22 protein-coding genes are annotated in these 21,385 nt (G+C 65.5%); 19 read left to right on the forward strand and 3 right to left on the reverse strand.

The features are described from left to right. Positions 1-215 precede the first annotated feature (215 nt). Positions 216-545, reverse strand: coding sequence for an iron-sulfur cluster insertion protein ErpA (gene erpA / locus ACVWY3_RS10145; protein WP_456838315.1), 330 nt, complete (start codon positions 543-545; stop codon positions 216-218). Positions 546-667: 122 nt separating this feature from the next. On the opposite strand from erpA, the gene ACVWY3_RS10150 reads away from it, so the two are divergent. From ACVWY3_RS10150 to surE, 12 genes are all read left to right on the forward strand, one after another. Next, positions 668-1,876, forward strand: a complete 1,209-nt coding sequence (locus ACVWY3_RS10150) for a deoxyguanosinetriphosphate triphosphohydrolase (protein WP_456838316.1) — start codon at positions 668-670, stop codon at positions 1,874-1,876. A gap of 9 nt (positions 1,877-1,885) precedes the next feature. After that, a complete protein-coding gene (gene argS, locus ACVWY3_RS10155; RefSeq protein ID WP_456838317.1) occupies positions 1,886-3,676 on the forward strand; it encodes an arginine--tRNA ligase in 1,791 nt (596 codons plus the stop codon). 140 nt (positions 3,677-3,816) lie between these two features. Next, positions 3,817-5,406, forward strand: a complete 1,590-nt coding sequence (locus tag ACVWY3_RS10160) for an SPOR domain-containing protein (protein WP_456843330.1) — start codon at positions 3,817-3,819, stop codon at positions 5,404-5,406. Between the two features lie 46 nt (positions 5,407-5,452). Next, a complete protein-coding gene (nagZ, locus tag ACVWY3_RS10165) occupies positions 5,453-6,481 on the forward strand; it encodes a beta-N-acetylhexosaminidase (protein WP_456838318.1) in 1,029 nt (342 codons plus the stop codon). Then, positions 6,478-7,317 carry a segregation and condensation protein A gene (locus tag ACVWY3_RS10170; protein ID WP_025036467.1) on the forward strand — a complete coding sequence of 280 codons (840 nt, stop codon included), beginning with the start codon at positions 6,478-6,480 and terminating at the stop codon, positions 7,315-7,317. Before nagZ ends, ACVWY3_RS10170 begins: the two co-directional genes overlap by 4 nt. A gap of 21 nt (positions 7,318-7,338) precedes the next feature. Next, a complete protein-coding gene (gene scpB / locus ACVWY3_RS10175) occupies positions 7,339-8,091 on the forward strand; it encodes an SMC-Scp complex subunit ScpB (RefSeq protein WP_456838319.1) in 753 nt (250 codons plus the stop codon). A gap of 167 nt (positions 8,092-8,258) precedes the next feature. Further along, positions 8,259-8,492 (forward strand): twin-arginine translocase TatA/TatE family subunit, encoded by a 234-nt coding sequence (locus tag ACVWY3_RS10180; RefSeq protein ID WP_018642198.1) that lies wholly within the window; start codon positions 8,259-8,261, stop codon positions 8,490-8,492. 88 nt (positions 8,493-8,580) lie between these two features. Then, entirely contained in the window at positions 8,581-9,090 is a 510-nt protein-coding gene (gene tatB, locus ACVWY3_RS10185) for a Sec-independent protein translocase protein TatB (protein ID WP_456838320.1), read from the forward strand. Further along, positions 9,087-9,899 carry a twin-arginine translocase subunit TatC gene (gene tatC, locus ACVWY3_RS10190; protein ID WP_456838321.1) on the forward strand — a complete coding sequence of 271 codons (813 nt, stop codon included), beginning with the start codon at positions 9,087-9,089 and terminating at the stop codon, positions 9,897-9,899. The genes tatB and tatC overlap by 4 nt, the downstream gene beginning before the upstream one ends. A 190-nt stretch (positions 9,900-10,089) precedes the next feature. Further along, positions 10,090-11,421 (forward strand): serine--tRNA ligase, encoded by a 1,332-nt coding sequence (gene serS, locus ACVWY3_RS10195; RefSeq protein WP_456838322.1) that lies wholly within the window; start codon positions 10,090-10,092, stop codon positions 11,419-11,421. Between the two features lie 143 nt (positions 11,422-11,564). After that, positions 11,565-11,927 carry a hypothetical protein gene (locus ACVWY3_RS10200; protein ID WP_456838323.1) on the forward strand — a complete coding sequence of 121 codons (363 nt, stop codon included), beginning with the start codon at positions 11,565-11,567 and terminating at the stop codon, positions 11,925-11,927. Positions 11,928-12,028: 101 nt separating this feature from the next. Beyond that, positions 12,029-12,796, forward strand: a complete 768-nt coding sequence (gene surE / locus ACVWY3_RS10205) for a 5'/3'-nucleotidase SurE (protein ID WP_027559329.1) — start codon at positions 12,029-12,031, stop codon at positions 12,794-12,796. 103 nt (positions 12,797-12,899) lie between these two features. On the opposite strand, the gene ACVWY3_RS10210 is transcribed toward surE, so the two are convergent. After that, complete coding sequence (locus ACVWY3_RS10210) at positions 12,900-13,271, reverse strand: response regulator (protein WP_456838324.1); 372 nt, start codon at positions 13,269-13,271, stop codon at positions 12,900-12,902. A 238-nt stretch (positions 13,272-13,509) separates the two neighbouring features. On the opposite strand from ACVWY3_RS10210, the gene ACVWY3_RS10215 reads away from it, so the two are divergent. Both ACVWY3_RS10215 and ACVWY3_RS10220 read left to right on the forward strand, forming a co-directional pair. Continuing rightward, on the forward strand, positions 13,510-14,160 hold the full coding sequence (locus ACVWY3_RS10215; RefSeq protein WP_456838325.1) for a protein-L-isoaspartate(D-aspartate) O-methyltransferase: 651 nt from the start codon (positions 13,510-13,512) through the stop codon (positions 14,158-14,160). 109 nt (positions 14,161-14,269) lie between these two features. Continuing rightward, entirely contained in the window at positions 14,270-15,658 is a 1,389-nt protein-coding gene (locus ACVWY3_RS10220; RefSeq protein WP_456838326.1) for a peptidoglycan DD-metalloendopeptidase family protein, read from the forward strand. A 181-nt stretch (positions 15,659-15,839) separates the two neighbouring features. Here the strand turns inward: ACVWY3_RS10220 and ACVWY3_RS10225 are convergent, their stop codons facing one another. Then, positions 15,840-16,832: an ATP-binding protein gene (locus ACVWY3_RS10225; protein WP_456838327.1), complete on the reverse strand. Its 993-nt coding sequence runs from the start codon at positions 16,830-16,832 to the stop codon at positions 15,840-15,842. Positions 16,833-17,015: 183 nt separating this feature from the next. Here ACVWY3_RS10225 and yajC point away from each other — a divergent pair, with 183 nt between their 5' ends. Genes yajC through ACVWY3_RS10250 form a run of 5 tightly spaced genes read left to right on the forward strand, consistent with a single transcriptional unit; the run spans position 17,016 to position 21,369 of the window. Continuing rightward, a complete protein-coding gene (gene yajC, locus ACVWY3_RS10230) occupies positions 17,016-17,384 on the forward strand; it encodes a preprotein translocase subunit YajC (RefSeq protein WP_456838328.1) in 369 nt (122 codons plus the stop codon). A gap of 49 nt (positions 17,385-17,433) precedes the next feature. Beyond that, positions 17,434-19,038, forward strand: a complete 1,605-nt coding sequence (gene secD / locus ACVWY3_RS10235) for a protein translocase subunit SecD (protein WP_456838329.1) — start codon at positions 17,434-17,436, stop codon at positions 19,036-19,038. A gap of 10 nt (positions 19,039-19,048) precedes the next feature. Beyond that, a complete protein-coding gene (gene secF, locus ACVWY3_RS10240; RefSeq protein ID WP_456838330.1) occupies positions 19,049-20,068 on the forward strand; it encodes a protein translocase subunit SecF in 1,020 nt (339 codons plus the stop codon). Positions 20,069-20,128: 60 nt separating this feature from the next. After that, the gene (locus tag ACVWY3_RS10245) at positions 20,129-20,512 is read left to right on the forward strand and encodes an Mth938-like domain-containing protein (protein WP_456838331.1); all 384 of its coding nucleotides are present in this window, start codon (positions 20,129-20,131) and stop codon (positions 20,510-20,512) included. Continuing rightward, on the forward strand, positions 20,509-21,369 hold the full coding sequence (locus ACVWY3_RS10250) for a phytoene/squalene synthase family protein (RefSeq protein WP_456838332.1): 861 nt from the start codon (positions 20,509-20,511) through the stop codon (positions 21,367-21,369). Before ACVWY3_RS10245 ends, ACVWY3_RS10250 begins: the two co-directional genes overlap by 4 nt. The last annotated feature ends 16 nt before the right edge of the window (positions 21,370-21,385 follow it).

Genomic DNA, 21,385 nt, shown 5'->3' on the forward strand with positions numbered 1-21,385 from the left:
ACTCGACTGCGGCAGGCCCGCTTCGACATGGGGCCGTATCCAACCCGCGCCGCGTGCGCGTCTGGTCGAGCTCACCGCCCGTGGGGACCTCGCCATGATCACACCTTACCCCCGTTTTGCCCGACGCGTCAATTCATTTTCGTAAAAGACGAAATGCACCATGCCGGCGTCCCGGCTACTGTGCATGGGGTTGTTTTTCAGATTTTGGCTCGGGACTAGATCGAGAAGCTGGTGCCGCAGCCGCAGGACGCCGTCGCGTTCGGATTGTTGACGCGGAACGAAGCGCCGATCAGGTCGTCGACGAAATCGACCTGCGATCCCGCGAGGAACGGCTGTGAGGCGGAATCGACCAGCACCACCGCGTTGTCCTGCTCGATGACGAGGTCGTCGTCGGTGCGGTCGCGGTCGATGTCGAACTTGTATTGGAAGCCGGAGCAGCCGCCGCCCTCGACCGAGATGCGCAGCATCGCGCCTGCGCCTTCGCCTTTGAGGATCTCCCCGATCCGGCGTGCGGCGCGGTCACTGATGGTCACGGCAGTCGTCATTGTCAGTCTCCGATAGGCCCGCGTCATACCAGGTTCATTTGCCCAATTCAGTTGGTATCCCGCGCCCGACATAGTTAAGTGCCACCAGACGCAGAATCAAATGGATAGGGACTAAATTCGCCGTGTCCGTCGGAATGGCAGCCCCCCGCGCGCCCTATGCCTGCGACCCCGATCGCAGCCGGGGCCGGCTGGTCGCGGAGCCGCCGAGCCGGACCCGCAGCCCGTTCCGGCGGGATTGCGACCGGGTGATCCATTCCACCGCATTCCGCCGCCTCAAGTACAAGACCCAGGTGTTCGTGTTCCATGAGGGCGACCATTATCGCACCCGGCTGACCCATTCGCTGGAGGTGGCGCAGATCGCCCGGGCGCTGGCCCGGCAACTCGGGCTGGACGAGGACCTCACCGAAACCCTGGCGCTCGCCCACGATCTCGGCCACCCGCCGTTCGGGCACGCCGGCGAGCGCGCCCTAGATGCCTGCCTGAAGCAGTTCGGCGGCTTCGACCACAACGCCCAGACGCTTCGCGTCGTCGCCGCGCTGGAGCACCGCTATCCCGAATTCGACGGCCTGAACCTGACCTGGGAGTCGCTGGAAGGCATCGTCAAGCACAACGGCCCCTTGACCGATCGCAGCGGCGCGCCGGTAGGGCGCTATCGCGAGCACGGCGTCCCCGTCGGTATCGCCGATTACATCAAGACCTATGATCTCGAATTGTGGAGCTTCGCCTCGCTGGAAGCCCAGGTCGCCGCGATCGCCGACGACATCGCCTATGACGCTCACGACATCGACGATGGCCTGCGCGCAGGCCTGTTTCATCTCGATGACCTCAAGGTGATGCCGCTCACCGCGGAGATCATCGCCGACACCTCGGTGCATTACCCTGACCTCGAAGACGTCAGGCGCGGCGCCGAACTGGTGCGCGAGCTGATCTCGCACCTGATCGGCGCGGTGTTCGCGGAGGCGCAGAAGAACCTCGACGCCCTGAAGCCGCAATCGGCCCAGGACGTGCGCCAGCAGAGCAGGGCGCTGATCGCGTTCCCGGCCGAGGTCGCCGAGGAGGAAGCCGCCATCAAGAGCTTCCTCTATCAGCACATGTACCGCCACAAGCGGGTGATGCGGGTGATGGGGGAGGCCGAGCAGATCCTGTTCGATCTGTTCGCCAAATACCTGGCATCGCCGGCCGAGCTGCCGCCGGAATGGCTCACGGGGGCGGAGGCGGACAATGAGGGTGACCGGGCCCGCCGGATCGGCAATTTCATTGCCGGAATGACCGACCGTTTCGCCCTGACCGAGCACCAGCGGCTTTTTGACTCGACCCCGGATTTGCGTTAGGCGGCGCCCATGCCCCAGACACCCCCATCCCTGCATTTGTTCGCCGACGTGCTCGCACGCGTGCACGCTGCCTGCCGCGCGCTCGCGGCGGACGCCAACTGGCCCGAGGGCATCGATTTCTCGCGCGTGTTGGTCGAGCCGCCCCGCGATGCCTCCCATGGCGACATGGCGACCAACGCCGCCATGGTGCTTGCGAAAGAGGCAAAGGCAAAGCCCCGCGATCTCGCCGAGCAGATCGCCGAGCGGCTCCGCGCGGACGCGCTGATCGCCAAGGTCGACGTCGCCGGTCCCGGCTTCATCAATCTGACCTTGAAGCCGGCCGCCTGGGCCGAGGCGCTGCGCACGGTGCTGCGCGAGGGTTCTGACTACGGCCGCATCCGCGGCGGCTCCAAGGTCAATGTCGAGTACGTCTCGGCCAATCCGACCGGGCCGATGCATGTCGGCCATTGCCGCGGCGCCGTGTTCGGCGATGCGCTGGCGAGCCTGCTCCAGTTCGCCGGCCACGACGTGATCCGCGAATACTACATCAACGACGCCGGCGCCCAGGTCGACGTGCTGGCCCGCTCCGCGTTTCTCCGCTACCGCGAGGCGCTCGGCGAGGACATCGGCGCGATCCCGGAAGGACTCTATCCCGGCGACTATCTCAAGCCGGTCGGTGCGGCGCTCGCGAAGGAGCACGGCGACAAGCTCCTCGCATTGAGCGAGGCGCAATGGCTGCCGACGGTCCGCGCCAAGGCGATCGCGATGATGATGGACGAGATCAAGGACGATCTCGCCGCCCTCAACATCCGCCACGACGTGTTCTTCTCGGAGCGCTCGCTGATCGAAGGCGGTAACAACAAGGTCGCCGAGACCATCGATTTCCTGCGCGCCAAGGGCGACATCTATGAAGGGCGGCTGCCGCCGCCGAAGGGCGCGCCCGTCGAGGATTGGGAAGACCGCGAGCAGCTGCTGTTCAAGGCGACCGCCTATGGCGACGACGTCGATCGTCCGCTGATCAAGTCGGACAATTCCTACACCTACTTCGCCTCCGACATCGCCTACCACAAGAACAAGTTCGACCGCGGCTTTGCCGAGATGATCGACGTCTGGGGCGCCGACCATGGCGGCTACATCAAGCGCATGCAGGCGGCGGTGAAGGCGACGACCTCGGGCAAGGGATCGCTCGACGTCAAGATCGTCCAGCTCGTGAAGTTGCTGCGCAACGGCGAGCCCGTGAAAATGTCCAAGCGGAGCGGGGACTTCGTCACCTTGCGTGAGGTGGTGGATGAGGTCGGCCAGGACGCCGTCCGGTTCATGATGCTGTACCGCAAGAACGACGCGGTGCTCGAGTTCGACCTCGCCAAGGTGATGGAACAGTCGCGCGACAACCCCGTGTTCTATGTCCAGTACGGCCATGCCCGCGGCCACTCGATCTTCCGCAACGCCCGGGCGGAGGTGTTCCCCCAACTGCCGGAGGACACCGGCAAGCGCATCGCCTGGCTCAGTGAGTCGGCGGTGGAACGGCTGTCCGACCCCCTCGAGCTCGACCTTCTCAAGCGCCTCGCAATTTATCCGCGCATGCTGGAAGCTGCCGCCGCAGCTCACGAGCCGCACCGAATCGCCTTCTATCTCTATGACTTAGCGAGCGAATTTCACGCACTTTGGACGAAGGGGCGCGACTTGCCCTATTTACGCTTCATTATCAATAATGATGCAGATCTTACAAAGGCGCGACTGGCAATGGTCCAGGGCGTCGTCTCTGTCCTGGCATCGGGCCTCGCCATCCTCGGCGTCCATGCTCCGGACGAGATGCGGTAGTTTGGGGCGAACTACTTAATGGGAATTCGGGGGTAACCGGCAGAAGCCGGATCGCTTAGACTTGGTTGACAGCCTTGTGGGTCGAAAGTCGTGCCTTGGTCGAGGAGCGCGCGGCTTTCCCGAAGGGACGCATCATCACGATGGCCGAACGATATCACAGCAGACCGTTTCCTTCCGATGACTATGGTCGCGGCAGCGACCAGCATGGAAAGGCGGAAAGCGATCCTTTGGCCGAGCTCGCCCGCCTGATCGGTCAGACCGATCCGTTCGCTGCGCAGTCGCCGCCCAGCTTTAGCCCGTCGGCAGCGCGAGCGCCTGCCCAGAGCCATCACGACAACTATTCGCAAGACGATTATCAGCAGGACCATGCCGAGCAGGCTCCGCCGCCTCCGTCCGGGCCGCCATCATGGATGCGGCGCGCCAACGTGCAGCCGCAGCCGGCCCCCGAGCCCGACTATCCTGTCTCTGTGAGCCCGGTCCATCCGCTGCATCGCTATTCAGCCCAGCCGGCCGCGCCCGCGCCTGATTACCATCAGCCGCAGGCGTATCCCGGTCACGGCTATCAGGATCGGGCTCACGCTCAAGCCTATCAGGATCAGGCTTATCAGCAGCCCGGTCAGGCCCACCAGGAGCAAGCCTATCAGGAACCGTATCAGCAGCCCGATCCGTCGCGCTACGACGATGCGCTCTACGGACGGCTGGAGACGGGCGAGCAGGACTATCAACGTGATCCCGCTTATCCCAATGATCCCTACGCGTTCCAGAGTGACTATCCCGAATCCGATCTCGACGAGGACGAGCCGAAGAAGCAGCAGCGCGGCGGCTTGATGACGGTCGCGGCGATCCTCGCGCTCGCCGTCGTCGGCACGGGCGCGGCCTTCGCCTACAAAACCTATGTCGGCTCGCCCCGCAGCGGTGAGCCGCCGATCATCCGGGCCGACAATACGCCGACCAAGATCGTGCCGGCGCCGACGGACGCCTCGGCCAAGGTGCCGGATCGCATGATCAGCGGTGACGGCTCCGAGAAGATCGTGCCGCGCGAAGAGGCGCCGGTCGACGTCAACGCCAAGGCCAGCGGTCCTCGCGTGGTGTTCCCGCCGCTGAACCAGAACGCCAATCCGCCATCGGTGGCGAGCGTCTCGCCCTCCGCGGTGCCGCCGAGCACAGGCCCGGCGCCGAGCAACGGTACTATGCCGAACAATTCGCCGCGTCCGATCAGGACCGTGGCCGTGCGCGGCGAGCAGACCGATAGCGCTGCGCCGCAAGCCGCGGCCGCCAAGTCTGCGGCAACAGCGCCGAAGCCCGTCACAGCGCCTGCCCCCGCGGCGACCGCGCCGCGCAATCCGCCGGCCTCGGCCAATGCCAGCGCCAATCAGCCGATGTCACTGGCCCCGCAGGCAGCGCCTGCCGAGCCGCCGCAGCGGATAGCTGCGACCACCCCGACGCAGATCGCGCCCGCAAGCGGTAGCGGCGGTGGCTACATCGTGCAGGTCTCCTCGCAGCAGACCGAGGAGAGCGCTCACGCCTCGTACCGGGTGCTTCAGAGCAAGTATGGCAGCGTGCTGGGCTCCCGCGCGCCGGTGGTCAAGCGCGTCGACCTCACCGACAAGGGCAAGGGCATCGTCTACCGCGCCTTCGCAGGTCCCTATGGATCGGCCGAGGAGGCGACGCAGGCCTGCAACAGCTTGAAGTCCGCGGGCCTGTCGGCCTGCTTCGTCCAGAGGAATTAACGGCCCTTTCCTTGACCCCCTCGCGGGGCAGGGCTAATCGGCCCTTATGAGCACGCGGGCCTTCATCACCGGCGTTTCCGGAACGGAACTGACCGCCGCCGAGCGGGAGTTTATCCGCAGCGAACGCCCATGGGGCTTCATCCTCTTCAAGCGCAATGTCGCGACGCCGGCGCAAGTTGCTGCACTGGTTACGGAATTGCGGGCCGTTGCGGGCGTCGCTGATGCGCCCGTCCTGATCGACCAAGAGGGCGGACGGGTGCAGCGGCTGGGGCCGCCGTATTGGCCGGTCTATCCGCCAGGCGCCGTATTCTCGACCCTGTACGACACTGATTCGGCGCTCGGGCTGACCGCGGCGCGGCTCAGCGCCCGCCTGATCGCAGCCGATCTGGCCGATCTCGACATCACCGTGGACTGCTTGCCGCTGGCCGACGTGCCGGTGCCTGGGGCCGATGCCGTCATCGGAAACCGGGCCTATGGCACCTCGCCGGAGAAGGTTGCCGCGATCGCCCGCGCGGTCACCGAGGGCCTGGAGCAGGGCGGCGTGCTGCCGGTCCTCAAGCACATCCCCGGGCATGGCCGGGCGACCGCCGACACCCATTTCAAGCTGCCGACGGTCGATACGGCGAGGGCCGAACTCGATCGGACCGACTTCGCGGCGTTCAGGCCACTGGCCGACCTGCCGATGGCCATGACTGCACATGTTGTGTTTAGCGCCGTCGACCCCGCCCATCCGGCGACGACTTCTGCGACAATGATCGCTCAGGTGATTCGCGGCGCAATCGGGTTCCAGGGTTTGTTAATGAGTGATGACGTGTCGATGAACGCGCTGGCGGGCACGATCGCCGAGCGGACCCGCGCCATCTTCGCGGCTGGCTGCGACATCGCCCTGCATTGCAACGGCAACATCGAGGAGATGCGCGAGGTCGCCGGTGATACACCCGAACTGTCGGGCAGGGCGCTGGAGCGGGCGAACGCCGCGCTCGCAGCGCGCAAGACACCGCAGCCGTTCGACCGTGCGGCCGCGCGCACTGAGCTGGACGCATTGATCGCACGGGCAAGCACGGCATCCGCATGACCGCAGAAATCCTATCGTTCGAAACCGGGCGGCCCGCAGAGCTCGCCGAGGGTGAGCCGGCGCTCGTGGTGGACGTCGAGGGCTATGAGGGCCCGCTCGACCTGCTGCTCGCGCTCGCGCGGCAACAGAAGGTCGACCTCGCCAAGATCTCGATCCTGGCGCTGGCCGACCAGTACCTGCACTTCATCGAGGCGGCGCGAAAGATTCGCCTCGAGCTTGCCGCCGACTACCTCGTAATGGCGGCCTGGCTCGCCTTCCTGAAGTCGCGCCTGCTGCTGCCGGAGCCGCCGAGTGCGGAAGGGCCAAGCGCGGAGCAGATGGCGACGGCGCTCGCCAACCGTCTGCGCCGTCTGGAAGCCATTCGCGAAGCCGCCAACCGCCTGATGAACAGGCCGCAATTGCAGCGCGACATCTTCCCGCGCGGCGAGCCCGAGCAGATCGCCGAGATCAAGCATCCGAAATACACCGCAACGCTCTACGACCTGCTCACCGCCTATGCCGCGCAGCGCCAGTCGCGCGTGCTGGCGAGCGTGCATCTGGCCAAGCGCACGGTGTGGTCGCTCGCGGAAGCGCGCGCCACGCTGGAGCGGCTGGTCGGCAGCATCACCGAACAGGACGATTGGGGCGTTCTCGACGACTTCCTGATCCGGCACGTCGCCGATCCGACGCAGCGCGCGACGGTTTTCGCCTCGAGTTTCGCCGCCGCGCTCGAGCTCGTGCGCGAAGGTCAGCTCGAGCTGAACCAGAAAGAGGCGTTTGCGCCCATCTATTTCCGAAAAGGGCGTCCTAAACCGGTTCCGGACGCAGCTCCTGCGCCCGACGCGCCGGTCGCTTAAGTGCAAGAAGGAGAATCTGCCATGGCAAGCCTGGCTGAAGTGCGGGTAGAAGAGGCCGAGCCGATGGAGAGCGAATCCCAGGCACGTCCCGAAGAATTGCGGCTGCTGGAAGCGCTGCTGTTCGCCTCGAGTGAACCGCTGGATACGGCAACGCTGGCCAAGCGCATGCCCGAGGGCGTCGACGTCAAGGCAGCGCTTGAGCAGCTCCAAGCCGACTATGCCTTGCGCGGCGTGAACCTCGTCCGCGTCGCCAACAAATGGACCTTCCGTACCGCAGGCGATCTGGCCTGGCTGATGACGCGTGAGAGCCACGAGACCCGCCGCCTGTCGCGCGCGGCGATCGAGGTGCTGGCGATCATCGCCTATCACCAGCCGGTGACGCGCGCCGAGATCGAGGAGATCCGCGGCGTCGTCACCTCGAAGGGCACGCTCGACGTGCTGCTGGAGACCGGCTGGATCAAGCCGCGCGGCCGTCGCAAGACGCCCGGCCGCCCGCTGACCTTCGGAACCACCGAGGAATTCCTGTCGCAGTTCACCCTGGAACAGCTCGGCGATCTGCCGGGGCTGGAAGAGCTGAAGGGCACGGGCCTGCTGGATTCGCGTCTGCCGACCGGATTCAGCGTGCCGACGCCGTCGGACGACCCGGCCTTGCGTGAGGACGAGGATCCGCTGGAACCGGGCGAGGACCTTGATCTCGCATTGGCGCCCGCGGCCGAGCCCGAAGCGCCGGAAGGCGGCAATGAGCGCGGTGGCGAAGGCGGCGCTGGAGAGTGACGCCCCGGCGCGTCACAGGCTACCTGCGACCGGTTAACACTAGCAAGATTGCGTAGCGCCAACAGCGAATTGGCGCTGCCTTGGTCCTTGTTTTTGACACCTGCCAAGCCTAGGTTTCGGTAAAGATCGGCCGGGTCCCCGGCCATGCGCGTTTGGAGGGTTGCAGGATGGGTTCACTCAGCATTTGGCACTGGATCTTGGTGATCGCAGTGGTCCTGCTGCTGTTCGGCCGCGGCAAGATTTCGGATCTGATGGGCGACGTGGCGCAGGGCATCAAGGCGTTCAAGAAGGGCATGCAGGACGACGACAAGCCTGCCGAGAAGCCCGAGCCGGCCAAGTCCATCGAGCACAATGCCGCGCCGACCGCGGCGCGCTCCGACGTCGGTAGCAAGGCCGTCTGAGCCAGAGAGCACGCGAGACGCGGGTAGCGGCCCCATCCTGCGCGCAAGGGATTGGGCCGGCAGCGGCTTCGCGTGAACGGAAGACCTCATGTTCGACATCGGGTGGAGTGAACTGGTCCTGATCGGGGTTGTGGCCCTGATCGCCATCGGCCCGAAGGAGCTGCCGGGCGTGCTGCGCATGGTCGGGCAGTGGATGGGCAAGGCGCGCAAGATGGCCGCCGAATTCCAGGGCCAGTTCCAGGAAGCGATGCGCGAGGCCGAAATGGCCGACCTCAAGAAGAGCTTTGACGAGGTCAAGGAGGCCGCCACTGGGTTCAATCCGTTGACCTCTCTGCAGAAGGACGTCAGCGACGCGCTCCGCGTCGATGCGCTGGACAAGCCGGCCGAGACGTCGACCGCCGCTGCGGTCGAGCAGCCCGAGACGCCGACGACTCCGGAAGCGCCGACCCCCAGCACCTTCGTGGAAGCCGAGACCCATGCGGCCGTGAACGAGCCGCTCGCGATTACCCGAGAGGTTGAGCAGGCGCAGGCCACCCAGACCCCGGTGACCCAGGACACCGCGCCATCCGAAGCGATCAAGGACGCCAAAGCGTCATGACCGACGCCGATATCGAGGCCAGCAAGGCCCCGCTGATGGACCATTTGATCGAGCTGCGCTCGCGGCTGATCAAGGCATTGCTCGGTTTTGGCGTGGCTTTCATCTTCTGCTTCTTCTTCGCCAAGCAGATCTACAACGTGCTGGTCTGGCCGTTCGTGTGGGTAGCAGGGCCCGAGAATTCCAAGTTCATCTACACGGCGCTGCTGGAATATTTCATCACGCAGCTGAAGCTTGCGCTGTTCGGCGCCGGCTTCATCTCGTTCCCGATCGTGGCGACGCAGATCTACAAGTTCGTGGCGCCAGGGCTCTACAAGCACGAGAAGCAAGCCTTCCTGCCGTATCTGGTCGCGACCCCGTTCTTCTTCGTGCTGGGCGCTGCGCTGGTCTATTTCGTCGTGCTGCCGATGCTGGTGCGCTTCTCGCTCGGCATGCAGCAGGCCGGCAGCGACGAGACCGCGCAGATCCAGCTCTTGCCCAAGGTCGGCGAATATCTGTCGCTGATGATGTCGCTGATCTTCGCCTTCGGTATCGCCTTCCAGCTTCCGGTGATCCTCACGCTGCTCGGCCGCATCGGCATCATCACCTCGAAGATGCTGCGCGAGAAGCGCCGCTATTTCATCGTCATCGCCTTCGTCATCGCGGCCGTGCTGACCCCGCCGGACGTGCTCAGCCAGTGCTCGCTGGCAATCCCCCTGCTGGCGCTCTACGAGGGCTCGATCATCGCGGTGGCGATGGTGGAGAAGAAGTCGGCGGCTTCCTCGCAAGCCACAGGCACCGACGTCTCGACGCCGGCCAATCCGGCCGAGTAGGGCGCGGTGTCATTCCCCGCGAAGGCGGGGAATCCAGTACGCCGCGGGCCCATCGGTGAATCACGGACGTCTCTGGAATACTGGATCATCCGCCTTCGCGGATGATGACAGCCGTGCTAGGGAGACGCGCTAATGCAAACGCACAACGTTTCGTCGTTGTATGTTTACGCGCTGATCCAGGACCACAGCCATGCACGACATCAAATCGATCCGCGACAATCCGCAATCCTTCGACGCCGGCCTTGCCAGGCGTGGGCTGAAGCCGTTGTCGGCCTCGCTGCTCGCGATCGATGAGAGGCGGCGTGCTGCGATCCTGGCCTCGGAGCAGGCGCAGGCGCGGCGCAACGCGGCCTCCAAGGAGATCGGCGACGCCAAGAAGGCCAAGGACGAGGCGCGCGCGGCCAAGCTGATGGCCGAGGTGGCCGAGCTCAAGACCACGATGCCGCAGCTCGAAGCGGCCGCGAAGGCTGCCGACGAGGAGCTGACGAAGGAGCTGTCCGCAATCCCGAACATTCCGTTCGACGAAGTGCCCGATGGCGTCGACGAGCATGGCAACGTGCAGCACCACGTGTTCGGCAACAAGCGCAGCTACGGCTTCACACCAAAGCTGCACGACGATCTCGGCACCGCGCTCGGCTACATGGATTTCGAGGCGGCGGCAAAGCTGTCCGGCGCGCGCTTTGTCGTGCTGAAGAAGGGGCTGGCGCGGCTCGAACGCGCGATCGGCCAGTTCATGCTCGACCTGCACACCAATGAGCACGGCTACACCGAGATCAACCCGCCGCTGCTGGTGCGCAACGAGGTGATGTTCGGCACCGGGCAATTGCCGAAGTTCGAGGACGATCAGTTCTGGGCGATCAAGGGCGAGCTTCTCGCCGCGCCCGATCACGAGCGGCTGAAGACCGAACGCCTCGGCTTGATCCCGACGGCGGAGGTCTCGCTCACCAATCTCGTGCGCGAATCCATCCTCGACGAGAAGCAATTGCCGATGCGCCTCACCGCACTGACGCCGTGCTTCCGTGCCGAGGCGGGCGCGGCCGGGCGCGACACCCGCGGCATGATCCGCCAACACCAGTTCACCAAGGTCGAGCTGGTCTCGATCACGACGCCGGAGACCAGCAAGGACGAGCTGGAGCGGATGCTGTCCTGCGCCGAGCAGGTGCTCCAGAGGCTCGGCCTGCACTACCGCGTGATGACGCTCTGCGCAGGAGACATGGGTTTCTCGTCGCAAAAAACCTACGACATCGAGGTCTGGATGCCCGGGCAGGGCGAGGGCGGCATGTTCCGCGAGATCTCGAGCTGTTCGGTCTGCGGCGATTTCCAGGCGCGGCGCATGGATGCGCGCTCGCGCGGGCCTGACGGCAAGCCGCGCTTCGTGCACACGCTGAACGGCTCCGGCACCGCGGTCGGCCGCGCGCTGATCGCCGTGATGGAAACCTATCAGCAGGAGGACGGCTCGATCGCCGTGCCGGATGTGCTGCAGCCCTATATGGGCGGCGTCAAGGTGGTTGCGCGCGACTAGAGCGTTCTCGAGCGAAGTGCATAGCGGGTCGCGTCAAGCAGGAATTGCGCGTTAATCGCCTGAAACCAAAGAAACGTTTGGTTGCGAAGATCGGGCGGCCGGTTATCCTGCCGGCCAATCCGACAACGCGAACCCGACTGTTCATGGCCTTGCACCGCGATATTTTCTGGGTCGGCAGACAATGGGCGGTGACGGGTGCCGGCATTCAGGCTGTCGACCAGCGGCTGCGCGGAGCGCTCGACATCGAGATCGCGCGGCTCTGGGATGAGGGTCTCGTGCGGAGCCGGCGGGCCAAGCCGGGGGTCAACGCGGTTGACTTCGACAAGGCGCTGACGGTGGCGCGCGAACGTTTTCCGCAGGTGCCAGATGCAGCCCCGATCGTTGCACAATTGGAGACGCTCGGCGTGATCGAGGCTCCCGTCGTGAGCGCAGTTGTCCCGGCGATGAAGCTGCGCACCGAAGGCCGGCTCGCGCGCTTCCTGCCGCAATGGCGCATCCGCAGGTAGCCGGCGGGCCGGGAACCCGGGGCTGCCAGGCGGCCCGGTTTGCCTGATCAGGCAGAGCCGGATAAGACGGCTCGGACCAAGTTTCAGGAACAACCTTTCGCATGCGCATTCTCTGCACCAATGACGACGGTATCCATGCCCCCGGCCTCAAGGTCGTGGAGGAGATCGCGCAGGCGCTGTCCGACGACGTCTGGGTCGTCGCGCCCGAGCTCGACCAGTCCGGTGTGTCGCATTCGCTGTCGCTGAACGACCCCTTGCGCTTGCGCGAGGTCGGGCCGCGGCACTTCGCCGTGCGCGGCACGCCGACCGACTGCGTCATCATGGGCGCGCGGCACATCCTCGGCACCAAGCCCCCGGATCTCGTGCTGTCGGGCGTCAACAAGGGCCGCAACGTTGCCGAGGACGTGGTCTATTCCGGCACCATCGCCGGCGCGCTCGAAGGCACCATCCTGGGGCTGCCGTCATTCGCGCTGTCGCAGGAGTTCAGCGTCGAGACGCGCGAACGGCCGCCGTGGGACACCGCGCGCAAGTTCGGCCCGGACATCCTGCGCAAGGTAATTGCCGCCGGCATCCCCAAGGACACCGTCATCAACGTCAATTTCCCGTCCTGCGCGCCGGAGGATGTGCTGGGCATCCGCGTCACGCGCCAGGGCAAGCGCAATCTCGGCTTCCTCAGGATCGACGAGCGCAGGGACGGCCGCGGCAATCCCTATTTCTGGATCGGCTTCGAGCGCGCGGCGATGATGGATACGCCGGCGGACGGCACGGATCTCGCGGCGCTTCGCGAGCGTTACGTCTCGGTCACCCCGCTCCGGCTCGACCGCACCAATGAAGCATTTTCCGAAGCGCTGAGCGCGACGCTGAAATAGCGGCTAAAGCGCGATGAGATTGGATGAATCGTCATCGCGCTTTAGGTTGTTGTTTGCGCATGATCTTTCCGGAAAACCGCTTCGCACTTTTCCGGATCATGCTTTAGCCGCCGCGAAGCGCGGCTTCGATAGTCTTGCCGAGCGCATCGAGCTGGAACGGCTTCTGCAGCGACGGCCGGTCGCGGTACTGCTCGGGCAGGCCGGAGGAGCCGTAGCCGGTGGCGAAGATGAACGGGCAGCCCTTTGCCTTGATGAGGTCGGCGACCGGCGAGATCACCTTGCCGTTGACGTTGACGTCGAGAATGGCGATGTCGAACTCGGTCGCCTGGGCGAGCCGCATGGCTTCGGTGATATCGCCGGCCTCGGCGGCGACCTTGTAACCGAGCTCTTCGAGCATGTCCGCGACCATCATCCTGATCATCACCTCGTCCTCGACGAGGAACACAGAGCGGCCCGAAAGCCCTGTCGCAGTCATTGTCGTTGAGTCCTTGCCCATCTAAGGAAACGTTCGCAGATAACACGAATCGACGCAATGCGAGTTTCGGCGATCGGAGGCCTGAAAATGGCCTTTGCGGTCAGGCCTCTGCAAGGCAATTTGTGGTCAAATACCTCGGCAAGAAGCTATCATGGGTTCCGGAATAGGAACAAGATTCTTGCGCCGTGTCTTAGCAAGGGCGCGACGATCCGGACCTGACGAGACGACATAAGCAGCGATGACCCCCAATCAGCACCCGCCGGAAAAGATGATGTTTCAGCTCACGCTGAGGCGTCGGGGCATCAGCGATCAGGCGGTGCTGCGCACCATGGAGGAGGTGCCGCGCGACGAGTTCGTCGACGAGGCCGATCGCGAGGGGGCCTATCGCGACAGCGCGCTGCCGATCGCCTGCGGGCAGACCATCAGCCAGCCCTTCGTCGTCGCCTACATGACCGAGCAGCTCCAGCTCCAGAAGCAGCACCGTGTGCTCGAAATCGGCACTGGCTCCGGCTACCAGGCCGCGGTGCTGTCGCGGCTCGCAGGGCAGGTGCTGACGGTCGAGCGCTATCGCAGGCTTGCCGACACGGCGCGCGCCCGGCTCGAAAAACTCGGCTGTCACAATGTCGAGGTGATGCTCGGCGACGGTCTCAACCTGCCGCCCAATATCGGCCCGTTCGACCGCATCATCGTCACCGCCGCCGTGGAGCAGCTTCCGGAGAACCTGGTCCAGCGGCTCGAGGTCGGGGGCATCCTGATCGCCCCGGTCGGCCCGCATCAGGGCGTGCAGACGCTGATCCGCCTGACCCGGACCGAAGCGGGGATCGAGCGCAAGGAACTCGTCGAGGTGCGCTTCGTGCCCGCGCTGCCCGGCGTGGCGCGGGAGCTGTAGAATTCCGGATCGGCTGTGCCGCCAACATCTTATTGGGAGGGTTAAGCCGTTATTTACTCGGCGCGTGTTTACTTAAAAGACCAGTTCTGTTGCGTACGAGTGAGTAACCATGTCTGTTGTCGCCGAGTTGCTTTACTCGCGCCGCGTGCCGCAGGTCGCGGTGCTGGCGCTGATTTCCTTCAGCTTCGCAGGGTGCAGCGCCGACATGTCGACGCGGCTGTCCCAATCGAATTTCTCCAATCCCTTCTCGTCCGAGCAGACCGGTTCGGTGCAGCAGGCTCCGCCGCCGCAGCGTGAGCTGCCGCAATATGCGCGCCCGCAAACCCAGCCCGGCTCCTACCAGTCGCAGCCTTTGCCACCGCCCGCAGTGTCCACGCCGCAATCCTATCCCGTCACGTCGGGCGGCGTGTCCGGAGGCGGGCGGGGCGTCAGCTCTTATGCGCCCCCGTCGCAGCCGCATCTCGAGACCACCGCCACCGTGCCGCCGCGCTCGGTCGCGGCGGCCCAGCCGGCCGGTGGGACCAAGATCATCGTCGGCACCAGCGATACGCTCGACGTGCTCGCCAAGCGCTATCACGTCACGCCGCAGGCGATCCTCGCCGCCAACGGCTACAAGGGCCCGCGCGCGCTTTCGCCCGGCCAACAGCTGATCATTCCGCATCCGGCCACCGCGGCTGCGCCCGTGCCAGCTGCCGTCGCAGCAGCTCCGGCGATGGCGCCTGCCGCCAAGTCCGTTGCGGCCGCCACTACGCCGCCGAGCGTCCATTTCGTCAACCGTGGCGATACGCTCGCCAGCATCGCCCGCAAGAACCACATCTCGGCGGCCGAGCTCGCCCGCGCCAATGGCCTCGAGCCGTCGGCCAAGCTCAAGCTCGGCACCAAGCTGAGCGTGCCCGGCGCCAAGACCGCTGCGGCTGCAGCGCCGGTTGCAGCGGCTCCTCTCGCAGCCGCTCCCGTTGCTGGAACGCTTCAGCCCGTCGCGGCTGCGCCGGCGGCCGGAACCACCAAGATGGCGGCCGCCGCGCCCGTGCAGAGCGCGCGCCTCGCACAAGCCACGGCCAATGTCGAAGAGAAGCCCGCCGAAACCCCGGCGAAGGCTGCGGAAGCCACCGGCGCGCTGCCGACCTTCCGCTGGCCGGTGCGCGGCAAGGTGGTCACGAGCTATGGCGCCAAGACCAATGGCAAGTCCAATGACGGCATCAATCTCGCGGTGCCCGAGGGCACCCCGGTCAAGGCGGCTGAAGACGGCGTCGTCGCCTATTCCGGCAACGAGCTGAAAGGTTACGGCAATCTGGTCCTGGTTCGGCACTCCAACGGCTACGTCACCGCATATGCCCATGCGAGTGAGCTGTTGGTGAAGCGCGGCGATACCATCAAGCGCGGTCAGGTCATTGCCAAGTCGGGTCAATCCGGGGAGGTGGCGTCGCCGCAGCTCCACTTCGAGATTCGCAAGGGATCGAGCCCGGTTGACCCGCTTCAATTCCTGAACGGGGCGTGAGGCGAGCAGCGTCTGTAGAGACGGGCCACGCTGCCGCCACATACAAGCTGTCATCGTCCGCCTTGTGCGCAGTTGCGCAGTGAGGCGGACGATCCAGTATTCCAGAGACGGCGGGTGTTGAGCCGATAAGCCGCGGCGTAGTGGATTCCCGCTTTCGCGGTGGATGTAGCGACAGCTCCCGCTAGTTCGCCGTCAGCCTCACGCCGAGCCGTCCTGCAAGCTCCTGCACGAACTGCCAGGCGACGCGGCCCGAGCGGGAGCCGCGCGTGGTCGACCATTCCAGCGCCTCGCGCTCCAGCGCCTCGTCGTCGACCTTGATGCCGAAATGACTGCAATAGCCGCGGACCATGGCGAGATATTCGTCCTGGCTGCAGCGGTGGAAGCCGAGCCACAGCCCAAAGCGATCCGACAGCGAGACTTTCTCCTCGACGGCTTCGCCGGGATTGATCGCGGTCGAGCGCTCGTTCTCGATCATGTCACGCGCCAGCAGATGACGGCGGTTGGAGGTGGCATAGAGGATGACGTTCTCGGGCCGGCCCTCGATGCCGCCTTCGAGCACGGCCTTGAGGGACTTGTAGGACGCATCATTGCCGTCGAAGGAGAGGTCATCGATGAACACGATGAAGCGGAAGTTGGCGTCGCGGAGCTTCTCCATCAGCATCGGCAGCGTTTCGATGTCCTCGCGGTGGATCTCGATCAGCTTCAGCCTGTCGGCGGCTTTGCGTTCCGCATTGATGCTGGCATGCGCGGCCTTCACCAGCGACGACTTGCCCATGCCACGCGCGCCCCAGAGCAGGGCGTTGTTGGCGGGCAGGCCGTTGGCGAAGCGCTCGGTGTTCTCCATCAGGATGTCGCGCATCCGGTCGACGCCCTTGAGCAGGAACAGCTCGACGCGGCTGACCCGCGGCACCGGCGCAAGGCGGCCATCGGGGTGCCAGACATAGGCGTCCGCCCGGTCGAACGAGGCGCCTTCGGCGATCGGCTTGCCCTGGGCGGCAAGGTGCGCCGCGATCGTCTCCAGCGCGCGGATGACGCGCTCCTGGTTAAATTCCGAGGCTGCTGTGGCGGCTGCCGTAACGGGCCCCTTGGGGCGATTTGCCGCGACGAGGGCGGGCTTCCTGGCAGGGGTACGGGGGCCTTTGCCGGCCGGGCTTTTGCTTGGTTTTTTGGGCATGTCCGAAGTTCCTGAGAACGCAGCCTTATCGGGCCTGACGGCGCGCCGCAAGGTGGCCAAATCGACGGTCTGGCAGCGTTGCAATTGGGGCGGTGGCCGCTATAGTCCGCGCGAATTTGACCGAACCGGTCGCCTTTGAGGGCCTGACCGGCTGTCCCCCGTTCTCACGAGGATCGTCCGAAAATGTTGATTACCCCTGCGTATGCCCAGGCTGCGGGCGCCGGCGACACCAACAGCATGTTGATGTCGCTGCTGCCGTTCGCCCTGATCTTCGTGATCATGTACTTCCTGATTCTGCGTCCGCAGCAGAAGAAGGTCCGCGACCATGCCGACCTCGTGAAGAACATCCGCCGCGGCGACACCGTCGTGACCTCGGGCGGCCTCGTCGGCAAGGTCACCAAGGTCGTCGACGACGACCAGATCGAGTTCGAGATCTCCGATGGCGTGCGCGTGCGGCAGATGCGCCAGATGATCTCGGGCGTGCGCGCCAAGGGCGAGCCCGCCAAGGACAACTCGAAGGAAAGCGCAAAGGACGACACCGCGGCCAAGTGAGCGCTTTGCCGCGAGCATCTCAAGTCTCCTGATCTGACAGGTTCAGTCGATGTTGTATTTCACGCGGTGGAGGGCGCTGGGGATTATCCTGACAGCGCTGATCGTGTGCCTCTGCGCGGTCCCTAACTTCTTTCCCGAAGCGCAGGTCAAGACCTGGCCCGCTTGGGCGCAGCGCCGGCTCGTGCTCGGCCTTGACCTCCAGGGCGGCTCCTATCTGCTGCTCGAGGTCGATGCTGCCTATGTGAAGAAGGAGCGGCTCGACCAGATCCGTGACGACGTTCGCCGCACGCTGCGCGATGCCAAGATCGGCTTCACCGGCGGCGTCACCGTGCGCAACGACGCGGCCGAGGTGCGCATCACCAAGGAGAGCGACGTGCAGCCGGCGCTCGCCAAGCTGCGCGAGCTGTCCCAGCCGCTGGGCGGTCTGATGGGATCGAGCGGTCAGCGCGACCTCGAGGTGACCGATGCCGGCGGCGGCGTAATCCGCCTGACCATCCCGCAGGCCGCGATGCTCGACCGCATGCGCAAGACCATCGAGCAATCGATCCAGATCGTCGAGCGCCGCGTCAACGAGCTCGGCACCGTCGAGCCGGTCATCCAGCGCCAGGGCAACGACCGAATCCTGGTGCAGGTCCCCGGCCTTCAGGACCCGACTCGCCTGAAGGAATTGCTGGGCAAGACCGCGAAGATGGAATTCCGCATGGTCGACACCTCCGTGCCGCCGGATCAGGCGCAGCAGGGCAGGTTGCCGCCAGAATCCGAGCTCCTGATGAGCGCCTCGCCGCCGCCGACGCCTTACGTGGTCAAGAAGCAGGTGCTGGTCGCCGGCGGCGACCTCACCGACGCCCAGGCAAGCTTCGACCAGCGCACCGGCGAGCCGGTCGTCAGCTTCAAGTTCAATACGTCGGGCGCGCGCAAATTTGCGCAGGCGACGCAGGAAAACGTGGGACTGCCCTTCGCGATCGTGCTCGACAACAAGGTGATCTCGGCGCCCGTGATCCGCGAGCCCATCACCGGCGGCCAGGGCCAGATCTCCGGCAGCTTCACCGTGCAATCGGCCAACGATCTCGCCATCCTGCTGCGCGCCGGCGCGCTGCCGGCGCCGCTGACCGTGGTCGAGGAGCGCACCGTCGGCCCGGGCCTCGGCCAGGACTCGATCGAGAAGGGCGAGCTTGCGGCCTATGTCGGCTCAATCCTCGTCGTCGTGTTCATGCTGCTGACCTACCGGCTGTTCGGCGTGTTCGCCAACATTGCGGTGACCATCAACGTCGCCATGATCTTCGGCCTGCTGTCGCTGCTCAATGCCACGCTGACGCTGCCCGGCATTGCCGGCATCGTGCTCACCGTCGGTATCGCGGTGGATAGCAACGTGCTGATCTACGAGCGTATCCGCGAGGAGCTGCGCGGCGGCCGCAACGCGATCTCAGCGATCGACGCCGGGTTCAAGCGCGCGCTCGCGACCATCCTCGATTCCAACATCACCACCTTCATTGCTGCCGCGGTGCTGTTCTACATCGGCACCGGCCCGGTGCGCGGCTTCGCCGTGACACTCGGCATCGGCATCATCACCACGGTGTTCACCGCCTTCACCCTGACCCGGCTGATCGTCGCCTGGTGGGTGCGGTGGAAGCGGCCGCAGAGCGTGCCGATCTAGGAGCCTGATCGTGACTCACACCGTTCTCATCGGGCTCGGCGTCCTGATTGCCGTCCTGACCGTGGTCGCAGCCCTCGGCGTGCTGCCGTCGCTGCGCATCGTTCCGGACAACACGCATTTCGACTTCACGCGCTTCCGCCGCATCAGCTTCCCGATCTCGGCGGCGCTGTCGATCGTCGCAATCACGCTGTTTTTCACCCACGGCCTGAACCTCGGCATCGACTTCAAGGGAGGCACGCTCCTTGAGGTGAAGGCGAAGTCCGGCACCGCCGACATCGCGGCGATGCGCACCAAGCTCGACGCCTTGGGTCTCGGCGAAGTCCAGTTGCAGCAGTTCGGCGGCCCCGAGAACGTCCTGATCCGTGTTGCGGAACAGCCGGGGGGCGACGCCGCCCAGCAGGCGGCCTTGCAGAAGCTTCGTGGCGCGCTCGGCGACAGCGTCGACATTCAGCGCACCGAAGTGCTCGGTCCGCGCGTCGCCGGTGAGCTCTTGGCCTACGGCATGCTCGGCCTGATGCTCGCGATCGTCGCGATCCTGATCTATCTCTGGTTCCGCTTCGAATGGCAGTTCGCGCTCGGCGCTATGATCGCCAACGTGCACGACATCGTGCTGACGATCGGCTTCATGTCGATCAGCCAGGTCGATTTCGACCTGACCAGCATCGCGGCGCTGCTGACGATTCTGGGCTATTCGCTCAACGACACCGTCGTCATCTACGACCGCATCCGTGAGATGCTGCGGCGCTACAAGAAGATGCCGATGCCGCAGCTGCTCAACGAATCCATCAACTCGACTCTGTCGCGCTCGATCATCACTCACTTCACCGTGACGTTGGCCCTGCTGGCGCTGCTGCTGTTCGGTGGTCATGCCATCCACAGCTTCACGGCGGTGATGATGTTCGGCGTGGTGCTGGTCGGCACCTACACCTCGATCTTCATCGCGGCTCCGATCCTGATCTATCTCGGCGTCGGCGAGCACCGCGAGGATGCGCCTGATACGGCTGCGCCGGCGAAGAAAAGCAAGGCGTGATCCGAACCCTATGCCCTCGCACGAGTTTGCGAGGGTAGTCAGCCCATTCGGACGAGGCTCATGGCCGGCGATCCTAACGCTCCGCATTTCCCGCGCTCGGCGCCGATCGAGGCCTATGGCAAGGGCGGTTTCGCCTTTGCCGGCATGTCGCATCGCGGCTCGCTGCTCTGCCTGCCCGACGCGATCTGGGCCTGGGACGTGACTGATCCTGCCAAGATCGACCGTTACTCGCTGGATCGGGTGTTCGCGGCCGCCAACGGCATCGACACGCTGCTGATCGGCACCGGAACCGGGCTCTGGCTGCCGCCACCGGAGCTGCGCCAGCAACTCAAGGCCGTGAGGGTGGTGCTGGACACGATGCAGACCGGCCCGGCCGTGCGCACCTACAACATCATGATCGGCGAACGGCGGCGGGTCGCGGCCGCGCTGATCGCCGTGCCATGAGCAGCGCCGCGACGTCGGACAACGTGACTTACTGCGCCGATCTGCTGCGCAGCCATGACTTTCCGCGTTATGCCGCGACGCTGTTCGTGCCGGCCGCCGAGCGGCGTGCGCTGCTGGCGCTCTATGCCTTCAACGTCGAGATCGTCCGCGTCCGCGACCAGGTGAGCCAGCCCTTGCCCGGCGAGATCCGCTTTCAATGGTGGACCGATCTGCTCGCGGGCCATGTCCATGGCAGCGCCGAGGGTAATCCCGTGGCGGCGGAGCTGCTCCGCGCGATCCGGGATTTCGACCTGCCGGTCGAGCCGCTGTCGCTGCTCGTCGACGAGCACCAGTTCGATCTCTACAACGATCCGATGCCGACCACGGCGGCGTTGGAAGGCTATCTGGCAGCGACCTCCTCGGCGCTGTTTGCGCTTGCCGCCCGCATCATGGCGCCGCCTTCGGACGCGGCGGAGCATCTTGCCCGCCATGCCGGGCTGGCGCAGGGCATCGCGCAGGTCATCGCGAACCTGCCACGCGATGCGGCGCACCGCCAATTGTTCCTGCCGCAGCAGGTCCTGGCGCGCCACAGTTGCAGCATGGAGGACGTGTTCGCCGGCAAGGAGACGCCGAACCTGCGTGCCGCGCTGGACCAGCTTACGGGCGAAGCGCAGCAGCATCTGGCGACGGCGCTATCGTTGCTGGCCGAGCTGCCAGCCGTGGCGCGGCCGGCCTTTCTGCCGCTCGGACTGGTTCGAGCGGACCTAAAGTGCCTGTCGCAGCCAGCGCGCAATCCGTTTACGCCGCAGCCGGCCTCACGGCTGCGCACTCTGTGGACGCTCTGGCGCGCCTCGCGCTCCCGGGAATTTACCAAATAGCGCCTGGCTTATCGCC

Source organism: Bradyrhizobium sp. USDA 4486 (assembly GCF_054057995.1).

Coding starts and splice junctions, on each gene's coding strand:
- erpA (WP_456838315.1), bottom strand. CDS start 545: ATGACGACTGCCGTGACCATCAGTGACCGCGCCGCACGCCGGATCGGG.
- argS (WP_456838317.1), top strand. CDS start 1,886: ATGCCCCAGACACCCCCATCCCTGCATTTGTTCGCCGACGTGCTCGCA.
- ACVWY3_RS10160 (WP_456843330.1), top strand. CDS start 3,817: ATGGCCGAACGATATCACAGCAGACCGTTTCCTTCCGATGACTATGGT.
- nagZ (WP_456838318.1), top strand. CDS start 5,453: ATGAGCACGCGGGCCTTCATCACCGGCGTTTCCGGAACGGAACTGACC.
- ACVWY3_RS10170 (WP_025036467.1), top strand. CDS start 6,478: ATGACCGCAGAAATCCTATCGTTCGAAACCGGGCGGCCCGCAGAGCTC.
- scpB (WP_456838319.1), top strand. CDS start 7,339: ATGGCAAGCCTGGCTGAAGTGCGGGTAGAAGAGGCCGAGCCGATGGAG.
- ACVWY3_RS10180 (WP_018642198.1), top strand. CDS start 8,259: ATGGGTTCACTCAGCATTTGGCACTGGATCTTGGTGATCGCAGTGGTC.
- tatB (WP_456838320.1), top strand. CDS start 8,581: ATGTTCGACATCGGGTGGAGTGAACTGGTCCTGATCGGGGTTGTGGCC.
- tatC (WP_456838321.1), top strand. CDS start 9,087: ATGACCGACGCCGATATCGAGGCCAGCAAGGCCCCGCTGATGGACCAT.
- serS (WP_456838322.1), top strand. CDS start 10,090: ATGCACGACATCAAATCGATCCGCGACAATCCGCAATCCTTCGACGCC.
- ACVWY3_RS10200 (WP_456838323.1), top strand. CDS start 11,565: ATGGCCTTGCACCGCGATATTTTCTGGGTCGGCAGACAATGGGCGGTG.
- surE (WP_027559329.1), top strand. CDS start 12,029: ATGCGCATTCTCTGCACCAATGACGACGGTATCCATGCCCCCGGCCTC.
- ACVWY3_RS10210 (WP_456838324.1), bottom strand. CDS start 13,271: ATGACTGCGACAGGGCTTTCGGGCCGCTCTGTGTTCCTCGTCGAGGAC.
- ACVWY3_RS10215 (WP_456838325.1), top strand. CDS start 13,510: ATGACCCCCAATCAGCACCCGCCGGAAAAGATGATGTTTCAGCTCACG.
- ACVWY3_RS10220 (WP_456838326.1), top strand. CDS start 14,270: ATGTCTGTTGTCGCCGAGTTGCTTTACTCGCGCCGCGTGCCGCAGGTC.
- ACVWY3_RS10225 (WP_456838327.1), bottom strand. CDS start 16,832: ATGCCCAAAAAACCAAGCAAAAGCCCGGCCGGCAAAGGCCCCCGTACC.
- yajC (WP_456838328.1), top strand. CDS start 17,016: ATGTTGATTACCCCTGCGTATGCCCAGGCTGCGGGCGCCGGCGACACC.
- secD (WP_456838329.1), top strand. CDS start 17,434: ATGTTGTATTTCACGCGGTGGAGGGCGCTGGGGATTATCCTGACAGCG.
- ACVWY3_RS10245 (WP_456838331.1), top strand. CDS start 20,129: ATGGCCGGCGATCCTAACGCTCCGCATTTCCCGCGCTCGGCGCCGATC.
- ACVWY3_RS10250 (WP_456838332.1), top strand. CDS start 20,509: ATGAGCAGCGCCGCGACGTCGGACAACGTGACTTACTGCGCCGATCTG.